Genomic DNA, 23027 nt, shown 5'->3' with positions numbered 1-23027 from the left:
AGAAACCATGAGCCAATACGATTACGATCTCTTCACCATCGGTGGCGGGTCCGGTGGCGTGCGTGCAGCGCGCTTCGCCGGCCAGACCGGCGCCCGCGTGGGCCTGGCGGAGAAGGGCGACCTGGGCGGCACTTGCGTCAACGTGGGCTGCATCCCGAAAAAGCTGATGTCCTACAGCGCGCATTACCACGAGGACTTCGCCGACGCCGCCGGCTATGGCTGGACCCTCAACGGCAAGCCCAGCTTCGACTGGGCGGCCCTGATCGCCAACAAGGATCGCGAGATCGCCCACCTCAACGACATCTACCAGCGCCTGCTGGATGGGGCCAACGTCAAGCTGCATCGCGGCTTTGCCACGGTGGAGGATGCCCATACGGTCAACGTCGATGGTCAGCGCTTCACCGCCCGCCACATCCTGGTGGCCACCGGCGGCCATCCGGACAAGCCGCAGATTCCCGGGAGCGAACTGGGGATCACCTCGGACGACTTCTTCCACCTCAAGGGTCTGCCCAAGCGCGCGGTGGTGCTGGGGGGCGGCTATATTGCGGTGGAATTGGCGTCCATCCTCAACGGCCTGGGCAGCGAGGTGACCCTGGTCTATCGGCGCGAGCGCCTGTTGCGCAACATGGATGCCGACCTTGGCGTGCACCTGGCCGACGAGATGGCCAAGAAGGGCATCCGCCTGGTCTTCAACGCCAGCATCGATGCCATCGAGTCCGAGGACGCAGGGGCGAAAGAAGACAGCGTCAAGCAGGTGCGCCTGACCAATGGCGAGACCCTGCAGGCCGAGTGCGTGCTGTTCGCCACCGGCCGCACACCCAATACGGGCCGGCTGGGGCTGGAGAAGGTCGGGATCGCGCTGGAAAAGAATGGCGCCATCCCCGTCAACGACAACTTCGAGAGCAGCGTGCCCTCCATCCTGGCCGTGGGCGATGTGATCGACCGCGTGGCGCTCACCCCGGTGGCGCTGGCCGAGGCCATGGTGGTGGTGGCGCGCCTGTTCGGAAAGGGCGAGCGCAGCATGTCCTACCGCAACATCCCCACCGCCGTCTTCAGCCATCCCAACATCGGCACCGTGGGCATGAGCGAGGAAGAGGCCAGGAAGGCAGTGGGCGCGGTGAAGATCTTCAAGACCGATTTCAAGCCGCTCAAGAACACGCTTTCGCGCAATACTGAACGAACCTTCATGAAGCTGGTGGTCGATGCCGCCAGTGACCGGGTGCTGGGCGTGCACATGGTGGGCGGCGACGCCGGTGAAGTGATCCAGGGTTTCGCCGTGGCCCTGCAATGTGGTGCCACCAAGGCGCAGTTCGATACCACCATCGGCATCCATCCGACCTCGGCCGAGGAGTTCGTCACCCTGCGCACGCCAGTGGCCTGACAAGCGACCAAGGTCCGCTGCAACAATGAACAACGGGGATGCAGTGCATCCCCGTTGTGCTTTTGCTGGCCAGTGATCGGGCCCGGTCCTATCGCCACAAGGCGTAGCCGATGCGCAATTGCGGGCTGTCCTTCTGGTTGTAGGTCAGCAGGCTTTCCCCGTAGCCGGAGAAATAGCTGGCCATCAGGTAGCCGGCGGTGCCGGGCAGCAGGCGCGAGAGTGGATAGGAAATCTGCGTCTCGGCGCTGTACTTGCCGCCCAGCCTGCCCTTGCGCAGCATGGTCGCCACTTCCACCCCGTCCGGTTTGCCATAGGCCAGTTTCAGGTCCAGGTGGCCACGGTAGTCGGCGATGTCCGGATTGTCGCGGGTCGGGCCGAGATAGGCGTAGACCTTGGGCGCGACCTTGAAGTGATAGTCGTTGAGGTTGCCGAAGTTGAAGGTCGGTTCGATGAAATAGGTATTGATGCTGCGCGATTCGGGACCGTCGCGGCCATTGGACTCATGCTCCAGGCCGGTGGCGATGCCGATGCGGCTGAACACGCCGTTCTGGATACCCAGGTCCGGCAGGTAGTAGTAGAGGCTGGGACGATAGCTGGTATCGCGGAAAGGCGCCGACGGGGCCGACAGGTCCCACAGCGAGAACTGGGTGTAGCCCAGGTAGAGATTGTCCAGCAGGCCGCGCGAGCGCGGATCGTCCGGTACGAAGACGCGGAACTTGAAGCTGAGCTGGAAGCGCGCATTGGTATCGCCGTGGTTGTGCCCGACCGTGAAGTACATCGGCTCGTTGAAGGACAGGCGGCGATTATTGGAGAGGATGTCTTCGGCCGCCGGTGCGCTGTCGATGGGCGAGGCATTGGTGCCGGGCGTGAGCACCGTGGCCGAGGGCGCCACCGGGGCCACCTTGCTGCTGGAGTCGGCCAGCGGGGTGTTGATCAGGTCGGGCGACTCCGGCAGCGGCCCGAGGCTGGCATCCGGACGCACCACCGCCACCAGCACCGGCGAGGCGTCGATGCCGATCGGTTCGATGCGCACCATGCCGCGCAGGCGCTCCGGCAGCACGCCGCGATAACGCACCTTGCGGAACTCGCCTTGCCGCAGCGTGAGGTGGTCCTCGCCATCGACCCGCTGCAGGGTGATCTGCTGAGGCGGGATCATGTCAGCCGAGGCCGCCACCAGCAGGGTGGGCGGCAGGCTGTAGCTGCGTTCGGCCTGCTCATCCTCGGACACCAGCAGCGTCAGTTCCAGGGGCTTGCTGGCATCGATGCGCTTGGGTGGCTGCACCATGGAGATGCCGGCCTGGGCCGGGCTGCACCAGAGCAGCGGTGCGCCCACGCTGCACAATGCCAGTGCGATCAGGCGGGAAGTACGTTTCCAGCGCGCAGCCAGGCAGTTTTTCCGATGGCGCGGACGGGTTTGGGGTAAGCTCAGCATGATGTCCTTGTTGTCGATTTGTTGTGTTTTGTTTTCATTTTGCATGTTGTCGTGCTGCGCGGGCGGGCCGGGGAGGGCAGCGCCCTCCAGAAAAAACGAAGGAACAGGGACGCTGGAGTGGCCGGCAGGCGCACTGCAGTGAGAACAGATCGATTGCGCCCGATAAAGTTGCCAATCACGTGCGGTTCAACTGCCGATCGGTTGCAGCTTGTTACTCCATGGCTGAGGGGCGGCTCCGAAACATATCAGGATGACAACGGGTATTTCCTGATTGTGGGACAATGCAGCGCCTTCTAAGCTTGGTTCCATGGGCATACTGGGTCACTGATATCGGCTGATACCTCCTGAGATTGGCTGACATTCCCTGATTTTTCCGGTTGCCCTCCGCGATTTTCGTCCTGTTCCTGTCCTGATACGCCGTACCGTTCACCATGCTCATCGCCACCTACGACAAGTTGCTGGTTGTCGTCTCACTGCTGGTTGCCATCCTCGCCTCCTATACGGCGCTGGACATGGCCGAGCGTATCAATACCGCCAGCCACCAGCATCCGCGGGTGGCCCGCTTCTGGCTGACCGGCGGCGCCATCGCCATGGGGGTGGGGATCTGGTCCATGCATTTCATCGGCATGCTGGCCTTCCGCCTGCCGATCGCTCTGGGCTATGACGCCTGGATCACGGCGGTATCGCTGTTGATCGCCATCGCCACCTCCGGTTTTGCGCTGTGGATCGTCACCCTTCCGGTCCTGCCACTGCGGCGCCTGTTCGGCAGTGCGCTGCTGATGGGGGCGGGTATCGCCGGCATGCACTATACCGGCATGGCCGCCATGCGCATGCAGCCGGGCATCGATTATGACGTGGCGCTGTTCGTGGTGTCGGTGTGCATCGCCGTGGCGGCCTCGGCTGCTGCGCTATGGATCGCCTTCAGCCTGCGCAAGAATACCCCGCATGTGAAGGCCGCGCGCGCCGGTGCTTCGGTGGTGATGGGCGTGGCCATCGTCGGCATGCACTACACCGGCATGGCGGCGGCCAGTTTCCCCAGCGGCTCGGTCTGTATGTCGGCCCGCGAAGGGGTGGGCATCGGCTGGCTGGCAATCCTGATCATCGTGGTCACCCTGGCGGTGCTGACGATTGCCTTGCTGACCTCGGTGCTGGATGCACGACTGGAGTCGCGCACCGCCAAGCTGGCCCGTTCACTGGCCGAGGCCAATGAAGAGCTGACCCAGATGGTGCTGCACGACCACCTCACCAAGCTGCCCAACCGCACCCTGCTGGAAGACCGCCTGACCCAGGCGATCAACAAGGCGGCCCGCAGCCATGGTCATTTCGCGCTGATGTTCATGGACCTGGACGGTTTCAAGACCATCAACGATTCGCTGGGCCACCATGTGGGCGACCGCCTGCTGGTGGAAGTGGCGCGCCGCCTGACGGCCACTACCCGCGCCCACGATACGGTGGCGCGCCTGGGTGGGGATGAGTTCGTGATCCTGGTCGACCTGACGCTGCCCGACGATGCCATGCCGGTGGCCGAGAAGCTGGTGGAGGCGGTCAACCAGCCGTTCTGCGTGGGCGAGCATGAGTTGCGGGTCTCGGCCAGCATTGGCATCGCCATCTATCCGGAAGACGGCAATACCCGCCACGACCTGGTCATCAATGCCGATGCCGCGATGTATCACACCAAGCGCGCCGGTCGCAACGGCTACAATTTCTTCGAACCCTCGATGAATGCCAATGCCCACCATCAGCTGCAGTGGCTGCAGGACCTGCGGGTGGCGCTGGAGCGCAAGCAGTTCCGGCTGGTCTACCAGCCCAAGTTCAGCCTGCCCGATGGCCCGGTGCTGGGCGCCGAGGCGCTGCTGCGCTGGCAGCATCCCGAACGTGGCCTGGTCGGCCCGGATGAATTCATCGGCCTGGCCGAACGCTCCGGGCTGATCATCCCCATCGGTGCCTGGGTGCTGGACGAGGCCTGTCGCCAGATGCATGAGTGGCTGACCCTGGGCTATGCCGACTGGAAGATCGCCGTGAACCTGTCGGCAGTGCAATTTGCCGATCCGCATCTGCTGGACGTGGTGCGCGGCGCGCTGGAACGCCATCAGCTGCCGCCGCAGAGCCTGACGCTGGAAGTCACCGAATCGACCGCCATGCACGATACCGAGGCCAGCCTGCTGACCCTGCAGAAGATTGCCGACCTGGGGGTGGAGATTTCCATCGACGACTTCGGGACCGGCTATTCCAGCCTGTTGTACCTCAAGCGCCTGCCGGCCAATGAATTGAAGATCGACCGCGGTTTCGTGCGTGATCTCAGCGACGGCACCGAGGATGCGGCCATCGTCTCGGCCATCGTGGCCCTGGGACGCACGCTGAACCTGCGCATCGTGGCCGAAGGCGTGGAGACCGAGCGGCAGCAGCAATTCCTCGCCTCGGTGGGCTGCGACGCGCTGCAGGGCTATCTCAGGGGGCGGCCGATGGCGCCCGACCTGTTCCTGCAGACCATGCGAGAGCAGCACAAGAGCGCGGCCTGATTGGTCTGCTCCGTCTGATCCGGGAAATTGGCCGTGGCATTGCTCGCTATTCCTCGGATTGCCCGGCAGCGCGAGATGCAAAGATGACTACATAGAGAAACCTTGCTCCGGCAAGGGTTTCAGGCAGGCTCCTGAGGGGGAGGTTGGGGCGGACGGCTCGTGATGGCGTCCGTCCCTTTTTGTTTGGCTTCCCGCGCGGCTATAGCACCTTGCCCGGGTTCATCAGTTGCTGCGGGTCCAGCGCCTGCTTGATGGCACGCATGAGCCGCAATTCCACCGGCGACTTGTAGCGCAGGATTTCCTCGCGCTTGAGCGCGCCCAGTCCGTGTTCGGCCGAGATCGAGCCGCCGAAGCGGTCCACGCTGTCATGCACCACCAGGTTGATGGCCGACTGCTGGCCGAGGAATGCGCTATCGGCCACGCCCACCGGTGGCGAGACGTTGTAGTGCAGGTTGCCATCGCCCAGGTGGCCGAAGGTCACCATGCGGCAGTCCGGCGCGGCCTGCTGCACCAGCACGTCGGTGGTGGCGATGAAGTCGGCGATGCGCGAGATCGGCACCGAGATGTCGTGCTTGATGTTCTTGCCCTCGTGCGCCTGCGCCATCGAGATGCTTTCACGCAATTGCCACAGCGCCCGCGACTGCGCCAGCGAGGCGGCGATCACGGCATCGTTGGCCAGGGCCTGTTCCAGGGCCTCGCCGATGACGCTTTCGAAGAGGGCGCGGGCGTGCTCTTCCGATTCGCTGTCCGACAGTTCCAGCAGGACATATTGCGCATGCCGCTGGGCAAAGGGCAGACGCTGCTCGGGGAAGTGCTTGCAGACCAGCTGCAGGCAGAAGTCCGACATCAGTTCGAAGCCGGTCAATGCAGAAGCACAGCGCGACTGCGCCAGTTGCAGCAGTTGCAGGGCCTGGGCCGGGGTGTCCAGCGCCACCAGTGCCGTCACCTGGGCCAGCGGTTGCGGGAAGAGCTTGACCACGGCGGCGGTGATGACGCCCAGCGTACCCTCGGCACCGATGAACAGGTCGCGCAGGTCGTAACCGGTATTGTCCTTGCGCAAGCCCTTCAGGCTGCTCATCACCTCGCCCTCGGCGGTGACCACTTCCAGGCCCAGGCACAGCTCGCGGGTATTGCCATAGCGCAGCACGCCGGTGCCGCCGGCATTGGTGGAGAGGTTGCCGCCGATGGTGCAACTGCCCTCGGCCGCCAGCGACAGCGGGAACAGGCGCCCCACGGCGGTGGCCTGCTCCTGCAGGTGCTGCAGCACGCAGCCGGCTTCCACGGTCATCGTATTGTTGATCGGGTCGACGGCGCGGATGCGGTTGAGCCGCCGCAGCGACAGCAGCACCGCATTGCCCTGCTGGTCCGGCACGCTGCCCAGTACCAGGCCGGTGTTACCGCCCTGCGGTACCAGTGGCACCGCGTAGTGCGCGCACAGCTTGACGAGGGCCGCCACCTCGCCGGTATCGGCCGGACGCAGCACGGCCAGGGCGCGGCCGGTGTAGCGGCCGCGCTGGTCGGTCAGGTAGCCAGCCGTGTCGGCGGCGTCGGTGAGGACGTGGGCGGCGCCGATGGCGGCGCGGCAGGCGTCGAGGAATTCAGTGGTGGTGGCGTCGGTCATGGCAACAGGTGCGCGCCGCCGGGGGGCGACGCGTGGTATCGAATCAGGAGATTGCGCTGGCAAAGATCAGCGCGAGGCCTTGTGGATGGCCTGGCGGGCGATTTCCTTGGCGGCCTTCTTGAAGGGATGCAAATAGGCCAGTGCGCAGACGAAATAGACCGTGGTCAGCGCTACCTCGCCCCAGGCCAGCCAGACCGAGGTGTGGTTGGCGTCGCTGGTGGCGCGTACCAGGCCTTCGGCCAGGTAGACCAGGATCAGCATGGACGACCATTGCAGGGTATAGACATCGCGCTTGAGGATGCCGCGCAGGGGCAGCAACAGCGGTACCACCTTGAGCACCATCCACGAGCCGCCCGGGCGCAGCGGCGCCAGCGACAGTTCCCACGCCACGCAGAGCAGGATCAGGACGACCAGGCTGGAACTGGCCCCCAGGTGGAAATAGCGCGCGCTGCTGTTCATGATGGTCTCCGTAGTTTTAGTGCAGTCTCTGCCAGCCGTTTGCCCAGCGCGATGGCCAGGGTACGCGAGTCGTCCGACAGCGGCTGGTTGCCGTTGACGCCCGCCCAGTGACTGGCGCCGTAGGGGCTGCCGCCGCTGTGGGTATTCATCAGTTCGGGATGCGCATAGGGCAGGCCCAGCAACAGCATGCCATGATGCAGCAAGGGAATCATCATGGTCAGCAGGGTCGACTCCTGGCCGCCATGCAGGCTGCCGGTGGAGGTGAACACGCAGGCCGGCTTGCCGGTCAGGGTGCCGGAGAGCCACTGCGGCGAGGTGCCGTCCCAGAAATACTTCATGGCCGCGGCCATGTTGCCGAAGCGCGTGGGCGAGCCCAGGGCCAGGCCGTCGCACTGCGCCAGGTCGGCCGCTTCCACATAGGGCGCACCGGAACTCGGCACGTCCGGCTCCACCGCCTCGGTGACCGTGGAGACCGCCGGCACGGTGCGCAGGCGGGCATCGCAGCCGGGGACACTTTCCACGCCCTGGGCGATCAGTTCGGCCAGCTTGCGGGTGGCGCCATGGCGCGAATAGTAGAGCACCAGGATGGTGGCGTTGGAAGGAGCGTTCACGGAAGAGGGGGAGGAGCTGGTCATCATGTGACTTATTATATTTCCGTTTTTTTGCTGCCAGCGTGAGGGAAAAAGAGAGAAATCTCCTCGACTGCTGCCTTTTGCTGCACATCATTGAGGTCATAACTGCAACTTTGGGATGCGGTTTCGATTTTTGCGGGATTTTGCCAGCGGCTTGGGCGATAATCGCCAAACTTGTCATCCTGCCGCCTGGCGGCGGGAAAGAACCCGGGTGCGGCGCTGTTGCTTGCCGTCACCCCATGAAGTCGAACCGATGCCCTCTTTGCGTTTTCCCTTTTCCCGTATGCGTGGTCTGTCCCGAGAACAGTTGAGCGATCTGTTGCGCTTCGCCGGCCGGCGACTGCGCGAGGATCGCCTGCCCCAGGTGGCCGGCAGCCTGACGTTTACCACCATCCTCTCGCTGGTGCCGGTGCTGACCATCGCGCTGGCGCTGTTTACGGCCTTCCCGCTGTTCTCGACCTTCCGTGCTTCGCTGGAAGCCTATTTCGTCGAGAACCTCATGCCCAAGGGGGTGGCCAATACCATCCTGGGCTACCTGAACCAGTTCGCGGCCAAGTCGGCGCGCATCTCGGCGGTGGGCGGGGTGGTGCTGATCCTGACCTCGGTGCTGACCATGTCCACCATCGAGAGCGTGTTCAACCAGATCTGGCGGGTCAAGAAGTCGCGGCCGCTGGTGCAGCGGGTGCTGGTGTACTGGGCCATCATCACCCTGGGGCCGCTGCTGATCGGGGTGTCCATCAGCGTGACCTCCTATCTCTCCAGTGCCACCGGCGGTGCGGTCAAGAGCCTGCCGTGGCTGGGCGCGAGCTTCTATACGCTGGTTTCGCTGATGTTTTCGACGCTGGCCTATACGCTGCTCTACAGCACCGTACCCAACCAGACCGTGGACTGGCGCGACGCCCTGGCCGGCGGCCTGCTGGCCGGTGTCGGCCTCGAAATCGCCAAGCGCCTGTTTGCGGTCTACATCATGCAGTTCCCGACCTACACCATGGTCTATGGCACGGTGGCGGTGCTGCCGATCTTCCTGGTGTGGATCTACATGATGTGGATGATCACCCTGTTCGGCGCGCTGCTGACGGCGGCGCTGCCGGTGGTGCGCTACGAGCGCTGGTGGCATGTGGCCTCGCCGGGGGCGGAGTTCATCGATGCGGTGAAGGTCCTGAAATTCCTCCATGCCGCCCGCGTGGGCGTGGAGTCGGCGGTGGTGAGCATGGATGAGGTGCGTCGCGCCACCCGGCTGGGGCTGGGCGAATTGCAGCAGTTGCTGAGCCGGATGAGTGAAGAAGGCTGGGTGGCCTCGGTCAAGCCGGAGACCAGTCGCCGCACCGGTTGGAATCGCCGCATCACAGATGACATGGACCGCTGGACGCTGGTGGCCAACCCCAGCACGATCCGGCTGGCGCAGGTGTATCGGCTGTTCGTGTTCGATCCGGCCGTGCTGGTGCAGGCCGGTGACGAGGAGGCTCTGGTGAGGCGGGTGGAAGACGCCATCGACGGCGTGCTCGGCCAATCGCTGGATGACTACTGCAGCCCCGCAGGCGTTACCAGCGCGGACCCGCAGGCGCAGAGCACCGTGGCTGCCATGCCCTATGCCGCCGTGCCGCTCGATGAGCGGCGCCGCATGTGGGAGCGCTGAGGGCTCAGAACGAGACCTGCCCGGTCAGCATCTGCCAGTACATGACCCAGTCACCCATGAAGGAATACAGGGGATGGCGGAAAGTGGCGGGCTGGTTCTTCTCCACCATGAAATGGCCGACCCAGGCAAAGCCGTAACCGCAGAACAGGGCCACCGCCAGCCACCACCACTGGTGGGTGATGAGCAGCAGCAACAGGCTCAGCAGCGCCAGCGTCGACCCCAGGAAGTGCAACTGCCGGTTGACCCGGTGCGCGTGCTCGCTGAGATAGGTCGGATAGAACTCGCTGAAGCTGGCGTAGTGACGGTCGGGCAGGGTAGCGGCCATGGGCTTCTCCAGAAGGTCCTGACTTTTCCAGCTTAGTCAGCGCGGCGTGCATATGCAAACCTTGTGCTGAAGCAAGCTTCACATGATCGCTGGTAATACTGCATAGCAGCGCGATTCCCGGTTGCCCAAAGGGCGCGCTTGACCGTACCATGTGCATGCATCGCGGCCCCGCCAGCGGCGGCATCCAGGATCAGTTATGCTGTTGCCCCCATGAATTGGATTTTCCGGGCAGCATCGCCTACAGTCAAAACAGCTTCATACAACTAGGACGACATCATGAAAGTCTCTGAAATCCTCAAGGTCAAAGGCAACATTCTCTTTACCGTCACGCCGGACACCCCGATTCAGGAGGCGGTCGCCGCGATGGCAGAGAAAGACATCGGTTCGCTGGTGGTCATGGAATATGGCGATCTGGTCGGCATGCTGACTTTCCGCGAAGTGCTGCTGACGCTGCACAAGAACGGCGGTGCCCTGGGTGGCTCGACTGTGCGCAAGCACATGAACGACGCACCCATCACGGTCACCCCTGATACCGACCTCAACGAAGTACGCCGCATCATGCTGGAAAAGCATGCACGCTACGTGCCGGTGATGGAAGCGCGCACCGTGCTGGGCGTGATGTCCTTCTACGACGTGGCCAAGGCGGTGCTGGATGCGCAAGGTTTCGAGAACAAGATGCTCAAGGCCTACATCCGCGACTGGCCGGCCGAGGAAGAAGAGCGCGAAGGCAACGCCTGAGCGCTGCCGTTCGGCGCGGTATTTGTTGCTGCATTCGCCGGCACCGCCTGCCATCGCAGGCGGCCTGGTCATGACCGTTCCTGCTGGAGCGGTTTTTTATTGTCCATTGAGGTTGTTGTCATTTCGGCCCGGCCTGCGTAGGCTGCGCATTCCGTTTCCCCTGACCTGATTGCCCATGCAAAAGAACAGCCAGTTCGCGCTTTTTTCCCAACGGCGTTTCGCTCCCTTCTTCTGGACCCAGTTCCTGGGCGCGCTCAATGACAATGTCTTCAAGACCGCACTGCTGACCATCCTCACCTATGACGCCCTGTCCTGGACCGAGATGGATCCGGGTTTGCTCAACAACCTGATTCCGGGCTTGTTCATCCTGCCGTTCTTCCTGTTCTCGGCCACCTCCGGCCAGTTGGCGGACAAGCTGGAAAAGGGCCGCGTGGCGCGTTTCGTGAAGCTGCTGGAAATCGTCATCATGGGTATCGCCGCCTATGGCTGGATGACGCACCACCTGTGGCTACTGATTGCGGCCGTGGTCGGCATGGGCATCCATTCCACCCTGTTCGGGCCGGTCAAGTACGCCTACCTGCCACAGCAGCTGAAGCGGGAGGAGCTGATCGGCGGCAATGGGCTGATCGAGATGGGGACCTTCGTCGGCATCCTGCTGGGTGAAATCCTGGGCGCGGTGCTGGTGGTGCACAAGCCCTGGGGCTTGCAGATGGTGGCCGGCGTGACCATCGGCATCGCCGTGCTGGGCTGGCTGGCCAGCCTGCGCATTCCGCTCTCGCCGGCACCGGCGCCGGAGCTGAGGGTGAACTGGAATCCCTTCACGGAAACGGTGCGCAACCTCGGTTTCTCGCGCCGCAACCGGCCGGTGTTCCTGTCGCTGCTGGGCAATTCCTGGTTCTGGTTCTATGGCGCCATCATGCTGGCGCAATTCCCTGTCTATGCGAAGAACTACCTGCATGGCGACCATAGTGTCTTCGTGCTGCTGCTGGCGGTGTTCTCGGTGGGCATCGGCGTGGGTTCGCTGCTGTGCGAGCGCCTGTCGGGCCACAAGGTGGAAATCGGGCTGGTGCCGTTCGGCTCCATCGGCCTGTCGGTCTTCGGGCTGGAGCTGTACTTTGCCAGCCAGGCCTATTTGACGCCGGCGGCGATGCTGGACCTGGGCGGTTTCCTGGCGCATGGCGGCAGCTGGCGCATCCTCGGTGATTGCCTGGGGATCGGCCTGTTTGGCGGGCTCTACATCGTGCCGCTGTTTGCGCTGATCCAGACCCGCTGCGATCCGGCCCACGTCTCGCGCACCATCGCCGGGATGAACATCATGAATTCGCTGTTCATGGTGGTGTCGGCGCTGGTGGCCATGGTCATGCTGAAGTCGGGGATGACGATTCCGCAGATCTTCCTGGCCACGGCCATCATGAACGGCGTGGTGGCGGTCTACATCTTCTCGCTGGTGCCGGAGTTCCTGATCCGCTTCCTGGCCTGGCTGCTGATCCATACCTTCTACCGGGTGCGCATCGTCAATGGCCAGGCCATTCCCGACCAGGGCGCGGCGGTGCTGGTGTGCAACCATGTGAGCTATGTCGATGCCATTGCCATCATGGCGGCCAGCCCCCGCCCGGTGCGCTTCGTGATGGATTACCAGATCTTCCGGATACCGGTGATGGCCTGGTTGTTCCGCAATGTGCGGGCGATCCCGATTGCGCCGGTCAAGGCCGATCCCTGGCTGACCGAGAAGGCCTTCGTCGACATCGCCCAGGCCTTGCACGAAGGTGAACTGGTGTGCATCTTCCCGGAGGGAAAACTGACGCGTGATGGCGAGCTCAACCCCTTCCGGGGCGGCGTGCAGAAGATCATCGACCGCAGCCCGGTGCCGGTGGTGCCACTGGCCTTGCGCGGCCTGTGGGGCAGCCTGTTCTCGCGCGATCCCAGCAATCCGGTCACGCGCACCTTCCGGCGCGGGCTGTTCTCGCGGCTGGAACTGGTGGTCGGCGAGCCTATCGCGGCCGAGCAGGTCAGCCCCGAGCTGCTGCAGGAAAAGGTGCAGGCCTTGCGCGGCGACTGGAAGTAGTCGCCAGACGGGGAGGGCGCCGTGGCTCGTCGGCGGCGCCCGGGGCTGGTAAAATCGCGTCTTTCTCCCCTTTTGCGCGAATCCCATCATGTCCGGCAATACCTTCGGCACGCTCTTCACCGTCACCACCTTCGGCGAATCCCACGGCCCGGCCATCGGCTGCGTGATCGATGGCTGCCCGCCGGGCATGACGCTGTCGGAAGCCGATATCCAGCCGGAACTGGATCGTCGCCGTCCCGGCACCTCGCGCCACGTGACCCAGCGCCAGGAGCCCGATACCGTCGAGATCCTCTCCGGCGTCTATGAAGGCAAGACCACCGGTACGCCCATTGCGCTGTTGATCCGCAACCAGGACCAGCGCAGCAAGGACTACGGCAATATCCTCGATACCTTCCGTCCCGGCCATGCCGACTACACCTACTGGCACAAGTACGGCATTCGCGATCCCCGCGGCGGTGGCCGTTCCTCGGCGCGCCTGACCGCGCCGGTGGTGGGGGCGGCGGCCATCGCCAAGAAGTGGTTGTTCGAGAAGTACGGCACCACCTTCAAGGGCTGCATGAGCCAGCTGGGCGAAATCGCGATCCCCTTCGAATCCTGGGAGCATGTGCCCCACAATCCCTTCTTCGCCGCCAACGCCAGCATCATCGGGCGCCTGGAAGACTACATGGATGCCCTGCGCAAGGACGGCGACTCCATCGGTGCGCGCATCGACGTGGTGGCGCAGAACGTGCCGGTCGGCCTGGGTGAGCCGCTGTATGACAAGCTGGATGCCGAGATTGCTTTTGCCCTGATGGGGATCAACGCCGTCAAGGGCGTGGAAATCGGCGCCGGCTTCCGTTCGGTGGTGCAGAAGGGTTCCGAGCACGGCGACGCGCTCACGCCGGAAGGCTTCGTCGGCAACAACGCCGGCGGCATCCTGGGCGGTATTTCGACCGGCCAGGACATCACGGCCTCGATTGCCATCAAGCCCACCTCCAGCATCCGCACGCCGCGCCCGTCCATCGACAAGAACGGCCAGCCGATTGCGGTGGAAACCTTCGGTCGCCATGACCCCTGCGTGGGCATCCGCGCCACCCCCATCGCCGAAGCCATGCTGGCGCTGGTGCTGATGGACCACGCCTTGCGCAACCGCGCCCAGTGCGGTGATGTGAAGGTCGATACACCGGCGCTGCGCTGAACCGGGCAGGACCGAGCGCAAGCCGGCCATCGCGCAAGCGGTCGCCGGCTTTTTCCTGCCTGAAACAATTTGCGGCCGGTCGGGTCGAAGCCGCTCATGGCTGGCGGGTGGCGGCATGCCTCCCGGCCGGCTGACCCGGAATCAGATCAATTATTCAATGGAGGCGGGAATGAAACTCAAACCTATCATCAAGAACAGTCTGCTGGCCGCAGCCCTGGTGGGCCTGGTGGCTTGCGAGACAGTCCAGACCACCCAGGGCGGTACCGTCGGCATCGAGCGCAAGCAGCAGATGCTGGTGTCCTCGGCCGAGATGGAAGCGGCATCCAGCAAGGAATATGCGCAGGTACTGGCCGAGGCCAAGGGAAAGGGCCTGCTCAACCGCAACGCCGCGCAGGTGCAGCGGGTGCGCGCCATTGCCAATCGCCTGATCCCGCAGACCGGGGTGTTCCGCCCCGATGCGCTGAAGTGGAACTGGGAAGTCAATGTCCTGAGCTCGGACGAAACCAATGCCTGGTGCATGCCCGGGGGCAAGATCGCGGTCTATACCGGCCTGATCGACAAGCTCAAGATCACCGACGATGAACTGGCTGCCGTGATGGGGCACGAGATCGCCCATGCCCTGCGCGAGCATGCCCGCGAGCGCGCCTCGCAGCAGGTAGTGGCCAATTCGGCCATTTCCATTGGCGCGGCCCTGCTGGGGCTGGGCGACGTGGGCAAGCAGGGCGGCCAGTATCTCTACATGGGCCTGATGGGCTTGCCCAACTCGCGCGCCAACGAGACCGAGGCCGATCGCATCGGCGTGGAGCTGGCGGCGCGGGGCGGTTACGATCCCAAGGCGGCGGTCACGCTGTGGCAGAAGATGGCCAGCCTGGGGGGCGAAGAGCCGATGAAGTTCATGTCCACCCACCCCTCCAGCAGCGAGCGCATCGCCGATCTGACGGTCTACGCGCAGCGCGTCGATCCGCTCTACCAGCAGACGCGCAAGCGCTGAGCGTCGGCGCCGCCTGCGGTATCGAAATCCGGCATGGCCCCGGCGGGATGGGGAAATGCCGGATTTTTCATGTGTGCCGCAACTTCTGCGCTTTTTCTGCTGCTTTGCAGCATTATTGCCTGTTGTGGCGACGCGGCGGAAAACACGGCGGGGAGGTCAGACCTGTCGCTTTATGGCATAATCAAAAGCTATTTTTCCCGATCAGCACCCCTTTTTCAGTTTTCGCCGGACTGCAACATGCTCAAGACGCTTTACGACAAACTCTGGGAGTCGCACGTCGTTCATACGGAAGATGACGGTACCGCCATCCTGTATATCGACCGCCACCTGCTCCACGAAGTGACCAGCCCGCAAGCCTTCGAAGGCCTCAAGCTAGCCGGTCGCCAACCCTGGCGCAATTCGGCCAACCTGATGGTGGCGGACCACAACGTCCCCACCACCGACCGCGCCCACGGCATCGCCGATCCCATCTCGCGCCTGCAGGTGGAGACGCTGGACGACAACGCCAAGCAATACAGCCTGACCTACTTCGGCATGAACGACAAGCGCCAGGGCATCGTGCACGTGATCGGCCCCGAGCAGGGTGCCACGCTGCCGGGCATGACGGTGGTCTGCGGTGACTCGCACACCTCCACCCATGGCGCCTTCGCCGCGCTGGCCCATGGCATCGGCACCTCCGAAGTGGAACACGTGCTGGCCACGCAGACGCTGCTGGCGCGCAAGTCCAAGTCCATGCTGGTGCAGGTCGACGGTGCGCTGCCGGCCGGCGTGACCGCCAAGGACATCGTGCTGGCCATCATCGGCAAGATCGGTACCGCAGGCGGTACCGGCTATGCCATCGAATTCGCCGGTTCGACCATCCGTTCGCTGTCCATGGAAGGCCGCATGACGGTCTGCAACATGGCCATCGAAGCCGGCGCCCGCGCCGGCATGGTGGCCTTCGACGACACCACGATGAATTACCTCAAGGGTCGTCCGTTCTCGCCCTCTGGTCCGCACTGGGAGCGCGCTGTCAGCTACTGGCGCGGCCTGCATTCCGACCCGGGCGCCAAGTTCGACATGGTCGTCACGCTCAATGCCGCCGACATCAAGCCGCAAGTCACCTGGGGCACCTCGCCCGAGATGGTGGTGGCGGTCGACGCCCGCGTTCCCGATCCGGACAAGGAAAAGGATGCGACCAAGCGCGACGGCATGGAAAAGGCGCTGGCCTACATGGCCCTGAAGCCCAACACCCCGATCGAGGATATCCGCATCGACAAGGTCTTCATCGGTTCCTGTACCAATTCCCGCATTGAAGACCTGCGCGAAGCCGCCAAGGTGGTGCGTGGCAAGTTCCGCGCCTCCAACGTCAAGCTGGCGATGGTGGTGCCGGGCTCCGGCCTGGTCAAGGAACAGGCCGAGCGCGAAGGCCTGGACAAGATCTTCCGCGACGCCGGTTTCGAATGGCGCGAACCGGGTTGCTCCATGTGCCTGGCCATGAACGCCGACCGCCTGGAACCGGGCGAACGCTGCGCCTCGACCTCGAACCGCAACTTCGAAGGTCGCCAGGGCGCCGGAGGCCGTACCCATCTGGTGAGCCCGGCCATGGCCGCAGCGGCCGGCATCGCCGGTCACTTCGTGGATGTGCGCTCGCTGTAAGCGCCGGAGACGGGCCGTGTGGCCCGTAGCGTCAGTTTTTGAACAGAAATCAGGAAGGACGGTGCGGCTGGCTCGCCCGTCCGACCCAAGGTCAAGACCATGAATAAATTTATCCTGCACGAAGGACTGGTGGCGCCGCTGGATCGCGCCAACGTCGATACCGATGCGATCATCCCCAAGCAGTTCCTGAAATCGATCAAGCGCAGCGGCTTCGGCCCCAACCTGTTCGACGAATGGCGTTACCTGGATCATGGCGAACCGGGCATGGACAACAGCAAGCGCCCGCTGAACCCGGACTTCGTGCTCAATCAGGAGCGCTATCAGGGCACTTCGATCCTGCTCTCGCGCAAGAACTTCGGCTGCGGTTCCTCGCGCGAGCACGCGCCGTGGGCGCTGGACCAGTTCGGCTTTCGCGCGGTGATCGCGCCCAGCTTCGCCGACATCTTCTTCAACAACTGCTACAAGAACGGTCTGCTGCCCATCGTCCTGACCGAGCAACAGGTCGATCACCTGTTCAATGAAGTCAAGGCCTTCCCGGGTTACCGCCTGGTCATCGACCTGGAAAAGCAGGTCGTCAGCACCACCAATGGCAGCCAGGCCTTCCCGTTCGATATCAGCGAGTTCCGCAAGTATTGCCTGCTCAACGGTTTCGACGATATTGGCCTGACCCTACGCAAAGCCGACACCATTCGTGCCTACGAAGAGAAACACCTGCACGAACAGCCCTGGCTGAGCAACACGATCTGACAGGATCGTTGAAACAACAGCAAAGGGCGGTCAGATGACCGCCCTTGTCATTGATAACCCGAATTCGCTGCATAACTGAGAAAGAGAAGCCATGAAGATTGCTATCCTGCCGGGCGACGGCATCGGTCCTGAAATCGTCGATGAAGCCGTGCGCGTGCTCAATGCACTGGACGAGAAGTTCGAGATGGAATCGGCCCCGGTCGGCGGTGCCGGCTACGAGGCCCACGGCCACCCGCTGCCGGATGGCACCCTGAAGCTGGCCAAGGAAGCCGACGCCATCCTCTTCGGCGCAGTCGGTGACTGGAAGTACGACAAGCTGGAACGCGCGCTGCGCCCGGAGCAGGCCATCCTGGGCCTGCGCAAGCACCTGCAGCTGTTCGCCAACTTTCGTCCCGCGATCTGCTATCCGGAACTGACCGGTGCTTCGTCGTTGAAGCCCGAGCTGGTGGCCAACCTGGACATCCTGATCGTGCGCGAACTGAACGGCGACATCTATTTCGGCCAGCCACGCGGCATGCGCGAAGCGCCGGACGGTCCTTTCAAGGGGGCACGTGAAGGATTTGATACCATGCGCTATTCGGAACCGGAAATCCGCCGTATCGCCCACGTCGCCTTCCAGGCCGCGGCCAAGCGCGGCAAGCGCCTGTGCAGCGTGGACAAGGCCAACGTGCTGGAAACCTTCCAGTTCTGGAAAGACGTCGTCACCGAAGTGGGCAAGGAATACCCGGACGTGGAGCTGTCGCACATGTACGTGGACAACGCCGCGATGCAACTGGTGAAGGCACCGAAGAACTTTGACGTCATCGTCACCGGCAACATGTTCGGCGACATCCTCTCCGATGCCGCCGCCATGCTGACCGGTTCCATCGGCATGCTGCCCTCGGCTTCGCTGGATGCCAACAACAAGGGCCTATACGAGCCTTCGCACGGCTCGGCGCCGGACATCGCCGGCCGTGGTATCGCCAATCCGCTGGCGACCATCCTGTCGGCGGCGATGATGCTGCGTTTCTCCTTGAACCGTGCCGAACAGGCCGATCGCATCGAGAACGCCGTGAAGAAAGTGCTTGCGCAAGGTCTGCGCACCGCCGATATTTATGAAGAAGGCTGCACCAAGGTCAACACCCAGCAGATGGGCGAGGCCGTGGTCAAGGCCCTCGCGTAAGCTCAGTGCCTCGTCCGTCCGCACAAGCCGGGCAGGGCGGGGCGCCTGAAATGCCGGATGGTCCGGCGCATATGTGTTCAATCTGAGTTGTTCACCATGGATGTACTAAATAGGGAAAGATGATGAAACTGGTTGGTTTGGTTGGCTGGCGTGGAATGGTGGGTTCGGTCCTGATGCAACGCATGCAGGACGAGGGTGATTTCGATCACATCGAACCGGTATTTTTCTCGACTTCGAATGCGGGCGGCAAAGCGCCGTCGTTCGCCAAAACGGCAACGACGCTGAAAGACGCCAACAGCATCGATGAGCTGAAGAAATGCGACATCATCATTACCGCACAGGGTGGCGACTACACCAACGAGATCTTCCCCAAGCTGCGTGCAGCCGGCTGGGACGGCTACTGGATCGACGCCGCCTCCTCGCTGCGCATGAAGGATGACGCCGTGATCGTGCTGGACCCGGTCAACAGCAACGTCATCAAGGACGCGCTGGCCAAGGGCGTGAAGAACTACATCGGTGGCAACTGCACCAACTCCATCCTGTTGATGGGCGTGGGTGGCCTGTTCAAGGAAGGCCTGGTCGAATGGGTCAGCTCCATGACCTACCAGGCAGCCTCCGGTGGCGGCGCCAACCACATGCGCGAACTGTTGAAGGGCATGGGCGTCATCAACGCCGCCGTGGCCGAAGAACTGGCCACGCCGTCCTCGGCCATCCTGGACATCGACCGCAAGGTTGCCAAGACCATCCGTGAAGACGTGCCCACCGAGTTCTTCGGCGCACCGCTGGCCGGTGGCCTGATCCCCTGGATCGACGCCCAGCTGGAAAACGGTCAGTCCAAGGAAGAGTGGAAGGGCCAGGCCGAAGTCAACAAGATCCTCGGCAACGAGAAGATCATCCCGGTCGACGGCCTGTGCGTGCGTATCGGTGCCATGCGTTGCCACAGCCTGGCGCTGACCATCAAGTTGAAACGCGACCTGCCCCTGGCCGAGATCGAGTCCATCATCCGCGCCGGCAATCCGTGGGTGAAGTGGGTCCCGAACGAGCGCCCGGTCACCGTCAAGGAACTGACCCCGGCGGCCATCACCGGCGGCCTGGAAATCGGCGTGGGCCGCGTGCGCAAGCTGAACCAGGGTCCGGAATACATCTCCGCCTTCGTCATCGGCGACCAGTTGCTGTGGGGCGCGGCCGAACCGCTGCGCCGCATGCTGCGCATCATCCTGGGCAACCTGGAGTAATGCGGCGGCCGGGAAAATAGCCGGCCAGCAACAGCCGTGCGTTGCTGCAATGCGAATAGGGCTTGCCTATCCCGTTGTCAGTCTGCAACAATAGCCCGCCAGCTTTTCCCCAGGGAGAAGCTGGCGGGTTTTTCTCATCTTGAGAAGTTAAGTACACTTGCGGGTGTAAGTTCTTGATGTTAATTTGAAAAGCCCATTCATTTCATGAAAACCAACATGGCAGCGCCGTCGCCGGGCGCCTGCTGGATTTTGATGAAATGGATCTGCATTTCCGTTCCCTGAGCTGCAAAAGAATGCTTTCAAGACAGCAAGGGCTACAGGGACAGGAGCAGCGACGGCCTACTGCAAGGCTGCGCAGCACATGCCCCATTCACGGCTTCCACCGGGTTGAACGCGAGCGTGACGGGTTTCAAGCGGAACGTTTCTCTAAGCCATATAAAACATGCCTCTGAATACTAACAAGAAGCTTCCCCTGTCCCAGATGAAGACCCTGAGCGCCGCCGTCGCGCTGGCCCTGGCCTTGCCACTGGGCGCGCAGGCCGCCGGACTGGGCAAGCTCACCGTGCTGTCCTCGCTGGGCCAGCCCTTGCGCGCCGAGATCGAGGTCACTTCCGTGAGCGCCGACGAGGCCGGCAAGCTGTCGGCCCGCCTGGCGCCGGCCGAGGCTTTCCGCCGCGCCAACATGGACTACAACCCGGTACTGGGCTCGCTGTCCTTCGTGGTCGAACAGCGCCAGGGGCGCCACTTCATCCGCATCAGCTCATCCCAGCCGGTCAGCGATCCGTTTGTCGACCTGTTGATGGAATTGAGCGCAGGCGACTCCCGCCTGCTGCGTGAATATACCTTCCTGCTGGACCCGCCTGACAGCAAGGCGCCGCGCAACGCCCAGGTGGCACCGCTGACGCCGGGCAATGCCGGCGCCACGACCGGTTCGCCCGCTTCCGGCGAGACGGCGGCAGCGAGTGCTGCGGCCACACCCGCTACCCCTGCTGCCCAGGCTTCCGATTCTGCACCGACCGCTGCGCAGGCCGCATCGACTCCCGCAGCTGCACCGGCACCCACTCCTGCCCCAGCGCAGGCTGCCGCAACCGCAGTGGCGCCTGCTGCCAGCGCCCCGATTCCGGTCAGTGGCGAAGAGCCTGCTACCACCATTGTCCAGCGCCCGGCGCCGTCGGCCCTGGCCGAGGAACTGATCCGCCGCCAGCAGGCGGCACCTGCCGATACGCCGGCCTCGGCCAGCCCGGATGCGCTTGCCGCCTCCCGGGCAGCGACGCAAAGCGCCACGGGGACGGTGGCACAGCCGGCGGCGGCAAATCCGGCAGCTCCGGCTGCTGCCACCCCTGGCAAGAGCGCCGACTACCGCGTCAAGCAGGGCGATACCCTGGGCGCGATCGCCGCCCGCAACCAGCCGGCCAATGTCTCGCTGGACCAGATGCTCATTGCCCTGTATCGCGCCAATCCGGGCGCCTTCCAGGGCAACAACATCAACCGCCTGCGCGCCGGCAGGATATTGAGCATTCCCGACCAGCCTACTGCCGCCGCGGTCGACCGCGATGAAGCACGCGGCATGGTGGTGGCGCAGGCGCAGGACTTCAACGCCTACCGCAACAAGCTGGCCGGCCAGGTCGCCAACGCACCGGCTGCCAAGCCCGGCACCAGCCGTCAGAGTGGCGGTGGCAAGATCAGCACGCGAGTGGAAGAGCGTTCCGGCACCCAGTCAGCGCGTGACCGTCTGGAGCTGTCCCGTGCCAACAAGGGCAGCGGCAAGACCGGCAGCGCTGGTGCCGCCGCCGAAGACAAGGCCGCCAGCGAGCGCGCACTGGCCGAAGCCAATGACCGCGTCAAGGACCTGGAAAAGAACGTCGACAACCTCCAGAAATTGCTGGAGCTGAAGAACAAGACCATCGCCGAACTGAGTGCGCAACCGCAGAAGGACGGCGAAGCCGGCAAGCCGGCCGCCGCTCCCGCAGCGACCCCAGCGGCCGATGCGGCCGCACCCAAGGCCGAGGACAAGCCGGCCGATGCGCCCGCGACACCTGCGCCAACACCGGCACCGGCAGTTGCTGCGTCGACCACGCCACCGGCTGCCAGCGCCAAGCCGGCAGACAAGAACGGTGGCAGCTTCATCGACAAGGTGAAGGAAAATCCCGCCTTCCTGATCGGCGCCGGCGTGCTGGTGGCGCTGTTGGCCGCCGGTGGTGGTGTGCTGGCCATGCGTCGCCGCAAGAAGAAGTCCGAGGAAGGTGCCGTCGAGCCTGCCAGCGAACCCGAGCCTGCCCCGCCTGCGCCTGCAGTGGCGGCAGCAGCGGCGGTAGTCGCCGCTGAGGCTGAAGCCGAACCCGAGGCCCCGGCGCCCGCGCCGGTAGTCGAGCCCGTGGCCGAGGAAGCCGCGCCGGCCGCTGCTGTGGTTCCGGAAGAACCGGTCGATCCGATCTCCGAAGCCGACACGTATATCGCCTATGGCCGCGATGAGCAGGCCGAGGACATTCTCAAGCTGGCACTGCAGACCCAGCCTGGGCGCCAGGCGCTGCACGCCAAGCTGCTGGAAATCTATGCCAAGCGCGGCGACGTGGCGAACTTCAACAAGGTCGCCCTCGACCTGCATCAACTGAGCGGTGGTCTCAATGAAACCTGGGTCAAGGCAGCGGCGCTGGGCCTGGAAGTGGACCCCGCCAACCCGCTGTACGGTGGCGTTCCGCCTGAAGCGGAACCTACCCTCGCGGCCGAGGAAGAGCAGGGCATGGAGTTCGACCTCAGCGATTTCAAGGGTGCCGAACTGCCGTCCGAACCGACGCCGCCGGCAGGGGCCGCGATGGACCTGGGCAAGGACATCGATTTCGACCTGGACCTGGAGAACGGTGCCAAGCCCGACGCCAACGAGCCCATCCTGCCGGCGTCGAGCGGCGCCACGTCGGCATCGATGCTGCTGGATAGCCTCGATGAGACGCCCGCCACCAGCCTGGCCGATCTCGACCTGAGCCTGCCGGAGGAGAGCGCTGCCGCGCCATCGGCCACCAACCTGCTGGAGGAGGATGAAGAGTCCGCCTTCGAGGCCGAGATGACTACCAAGCTCGACCTGGCCGCCGCCTATGAGGAAATCGGCGACAAGGAAGGCGCCCGCGAATTGCTGGAAGAAGTCATGCGCGGCGGCAGCGATGCCCAGATCGCACGGGCCAAGCAAATGATGGCCGCCCTGGGCTGAAGCCCACGGCCGCAGCGATTACAATAGCTTCATCTCGCGGGCAGCTCGCATGAGCTGCCCGTTTGTT

Annotated in this window: 17 protein-coding genes; 12 read left to right on the top strand and 5 right to left on the bottom strand. The window is 64.0% G+C overall.

Annotated features, from left to right (window positions below; all coding sequences use genetic code 11):
* Nucleotides 1-7 precede the first annotated feature (7 nt).
* Nucleotides 8-1381, top strand: a complete 1374-nt coding sequence (gene gorA, locus I5R65_RS18995) for a glutathione-disulfide reductase (protein WP_180670384.1) — start codon at nt 8-10, stop codon at nt 1379-1381.
* An 88-nt stretch (nt 1382-1469) separates the two neighbouring features.
* Here gorA and I5R65_RS18990 read toward each other — a convergent pair whose 3' ends face one another.
* Entirely contained in the window at nt 1470-2813 is a 1344-nt protein-coding gene (locus I5R65_RS18990; protein WP_231395248.1) for a phospholipase A, read from the bottom strand.
* 431 nt (nt 2814-3244) lie between these two features.
* On the opposite strand from I5R65_RS18990, the gene I5R65_RS18985 reads away from it, so the two are divergent.
* Nucleotides 3245-5332 (top strand): bifunctional diguanylate cyclase/phosphodiesterase, encoded by a 2088-nt coding sequence (locus I5R65_RS18985; RefSeq protein ID WP_180670381.1) that lies wholly within the window; start codon nt 3245-3247, stop codon nt 5330-5332.
* A 199-nt stretch (nt 5333-5531) separates the two neighbouring features.
* Here the strand turns inward: I5R65_RS18985 and I5R65_RS18980 are convergent, their stop codons facing one another.
* The 3 genes from I5R65_RS18980 to wrbA form a co-directional block, all read right to left on the bottom strand.
* Nucleotides 5532-6953 (bottom strand): FAD-binding oxidoreductase, encoded by a 1422-nt coding sequence (locus I5R65_RS18980; RefSeq protein WP_180670379.1) that lies wholly within the window; start codon nt 6951-6953, stop codon nt 5532-5534.
* A 66-nt stretch (nt 6954-7019) separates the two neighbouring features.
* On the bottom strand, nt 7020-7412 hold the full coding sequence (locus I5R65_RS18975; RefSeq protein WP_180670377.1) for a DUF2069 domain-containing protein: 393 nt from the start codon (nt 7410-7412) through the stop codon (nt 7020-7022).
* Nucleotides 7409-8047 (bottom strand): NAD(P)H:quinone oxidoreductase, encoded by a 639-nt coding sequence (wrbA, locus tag I5R65_RS18970; protein WP_180670559.1) that lies wholly within the window; start codon nt 8045-8047, stop codon nt 7409-7411. The genes I5R65_RS18975 and wrbA overlap by 4 nt, the downstream gene beginning before the upstream one ends.
* 280 nt (nt 8048-8327) lie before the next feature.
* On the opposite strand from wrbA, the gene I5R65_RS18965 reads away from it, so the two are divergent.
* Nucleotides 8328-9680: a YihY family inner membrane protein gene (locus I5R65_RS18965; protein ID WP_180670373.1), complete on the top strand. Its 1353-nt coding sequence runs from the start codon at nt 8328-8330 to the stop codon at nt 9678-9680.
* 4 nt (nt 9681-9684) lie between these two features.
* Here I5R65_RS18965 and I5R65_RS18960 read toward each other — a convergent pair whose 3' ends face one another.
* Entirely contained in the window at nt 9685-10005 is a 321-nt protein-coding gene (locus I5R65_RS18960) for a DUF962 domain-containing protein (RefSeq protein WP_006462728.1), read from the bottom strand.
* 276 nt (nt 10006-10281) lie between these two features.
* Here I5R65_RS18960 and I5R65_RS18955 point away from each other — a divergent pair, with 276 nt between their 5' ends.
* From I5R65_RS18955 to I5R65_RS18915, 9 genes are all read left to right on the top strand, one after another.
* Complete coding sequence (locus I5R65_RS18955; RefSeq protein ID WP_006462727.1) at nt 10282-10743, top strand: CBS domain-containing protein; 462 nt, start codon at nt 10282-10284, stop codon at nt 10741-10743.
* 175 nt (nt 10744-10918) lie between these two features.
* A complete protein-coding gene (locus I5R65_RS18950; RefSeq protein WP_180670371.1) occupies nt 10919-12808 on the top strand; it encodes an MFS transporter in 1890 nt (629 codons plus the stop codon).
* 88 nt (nt 12809-12896) lie between these two features.
* Entirely contained in the window at nt 12897-13985 is a 1089-nt protein-coding gene (gene aroC, locus I5R65_RS18945; protein ID WP_180670369.1) for a chorismate synthase, read from the top strand.
* A 169-nt stretch (nt 13986-14154) separates the two neighbouring features.
* Nucleotides 14155-14976: a M48 family metallopeptidase gene (locus tag I5R65_RS18940; protein ID WP_180670367.1), complete on the top strand. Its 822-nt coding sequence runs from the start codon at nt 14155-14157 to the stop codon at nt 14974-14976.
* A gap of 237 nt (nt 14977-15213) precedes the next feature.
* Entirely contained in the window at nt 15214-16614 is a 1401-nt protein-coding gene (gene leuC / locus I5R65_RS18935; protein ID WP_180670365.1) for a 3-isopropylmalate dehydratase large subunit, read from the top strand.
* A gap of 99 nt (nt 16615-16713) precedes the next feature.
* Complete coding sequence (leuD, locus tag I5R65_RS18930; protein ID WP_180670363.1) at nt 16714-17361, top strand: 3-isopropylmalate dehydratase small subunit; 648 nt, start codon at nt 16714-16716, stop codon at nt 17359-17361.
* A 91-nt stretch (nt 17362-17452) separates the two neighbouring features.
* Entirely contained in the window at nt 17453-18523 is a 1071-nt protein-coding gene (gene leuB, locus I5R65_RS18925; RefSeq protein WP_180670361.1) for a 3-isopropylmalate dehydrogenase, read from the top strand.
* Nucleotides 18524-18645: 122 nt separating this feature from the next.
* Nucleotides 18646-19758 carry an aspartate-semialdehyde dehydrogenase gene (gene asd / locus I5R65_RS18920; RefSeq protein ID WP_180670359.1) on the top strand — a complete coding sequence of 371 codons (1113 nt, stop codon included), beginning with the start codon at nt 18646-18648 and terminating at the stop codon, nt 19756-19758.
* A 442-nt stretch (nt 19759-20200) separates the two neighbouring features.
* Nucleotides 20201-22960, top strand: coding sequence for a FimV/HubP family polar landmark protein (locus I5R65_RS18915; protein WP_180670357.1), 2760 nt, complete (start codon nt 20201-20203; stop codon nt 22958-22960).
* The last annotated feature ends 67 nt before the right edge of the window (nt 22961-23027 follow it).

The organism is Herbaspirillum sp. AP02, assembly GCF_015767275.1.
GTDB lineage: Bacteria > Pseudomonadota > Gammaproteobacteria > Burkholderiales > Burkholderiaceae_D > Herbaspirillum.
The sequence above is the reverse complement of the archived record's forward strand: the minus strand, read 5'-3'. Positions and strand labels throughout refer to the sequence as shown.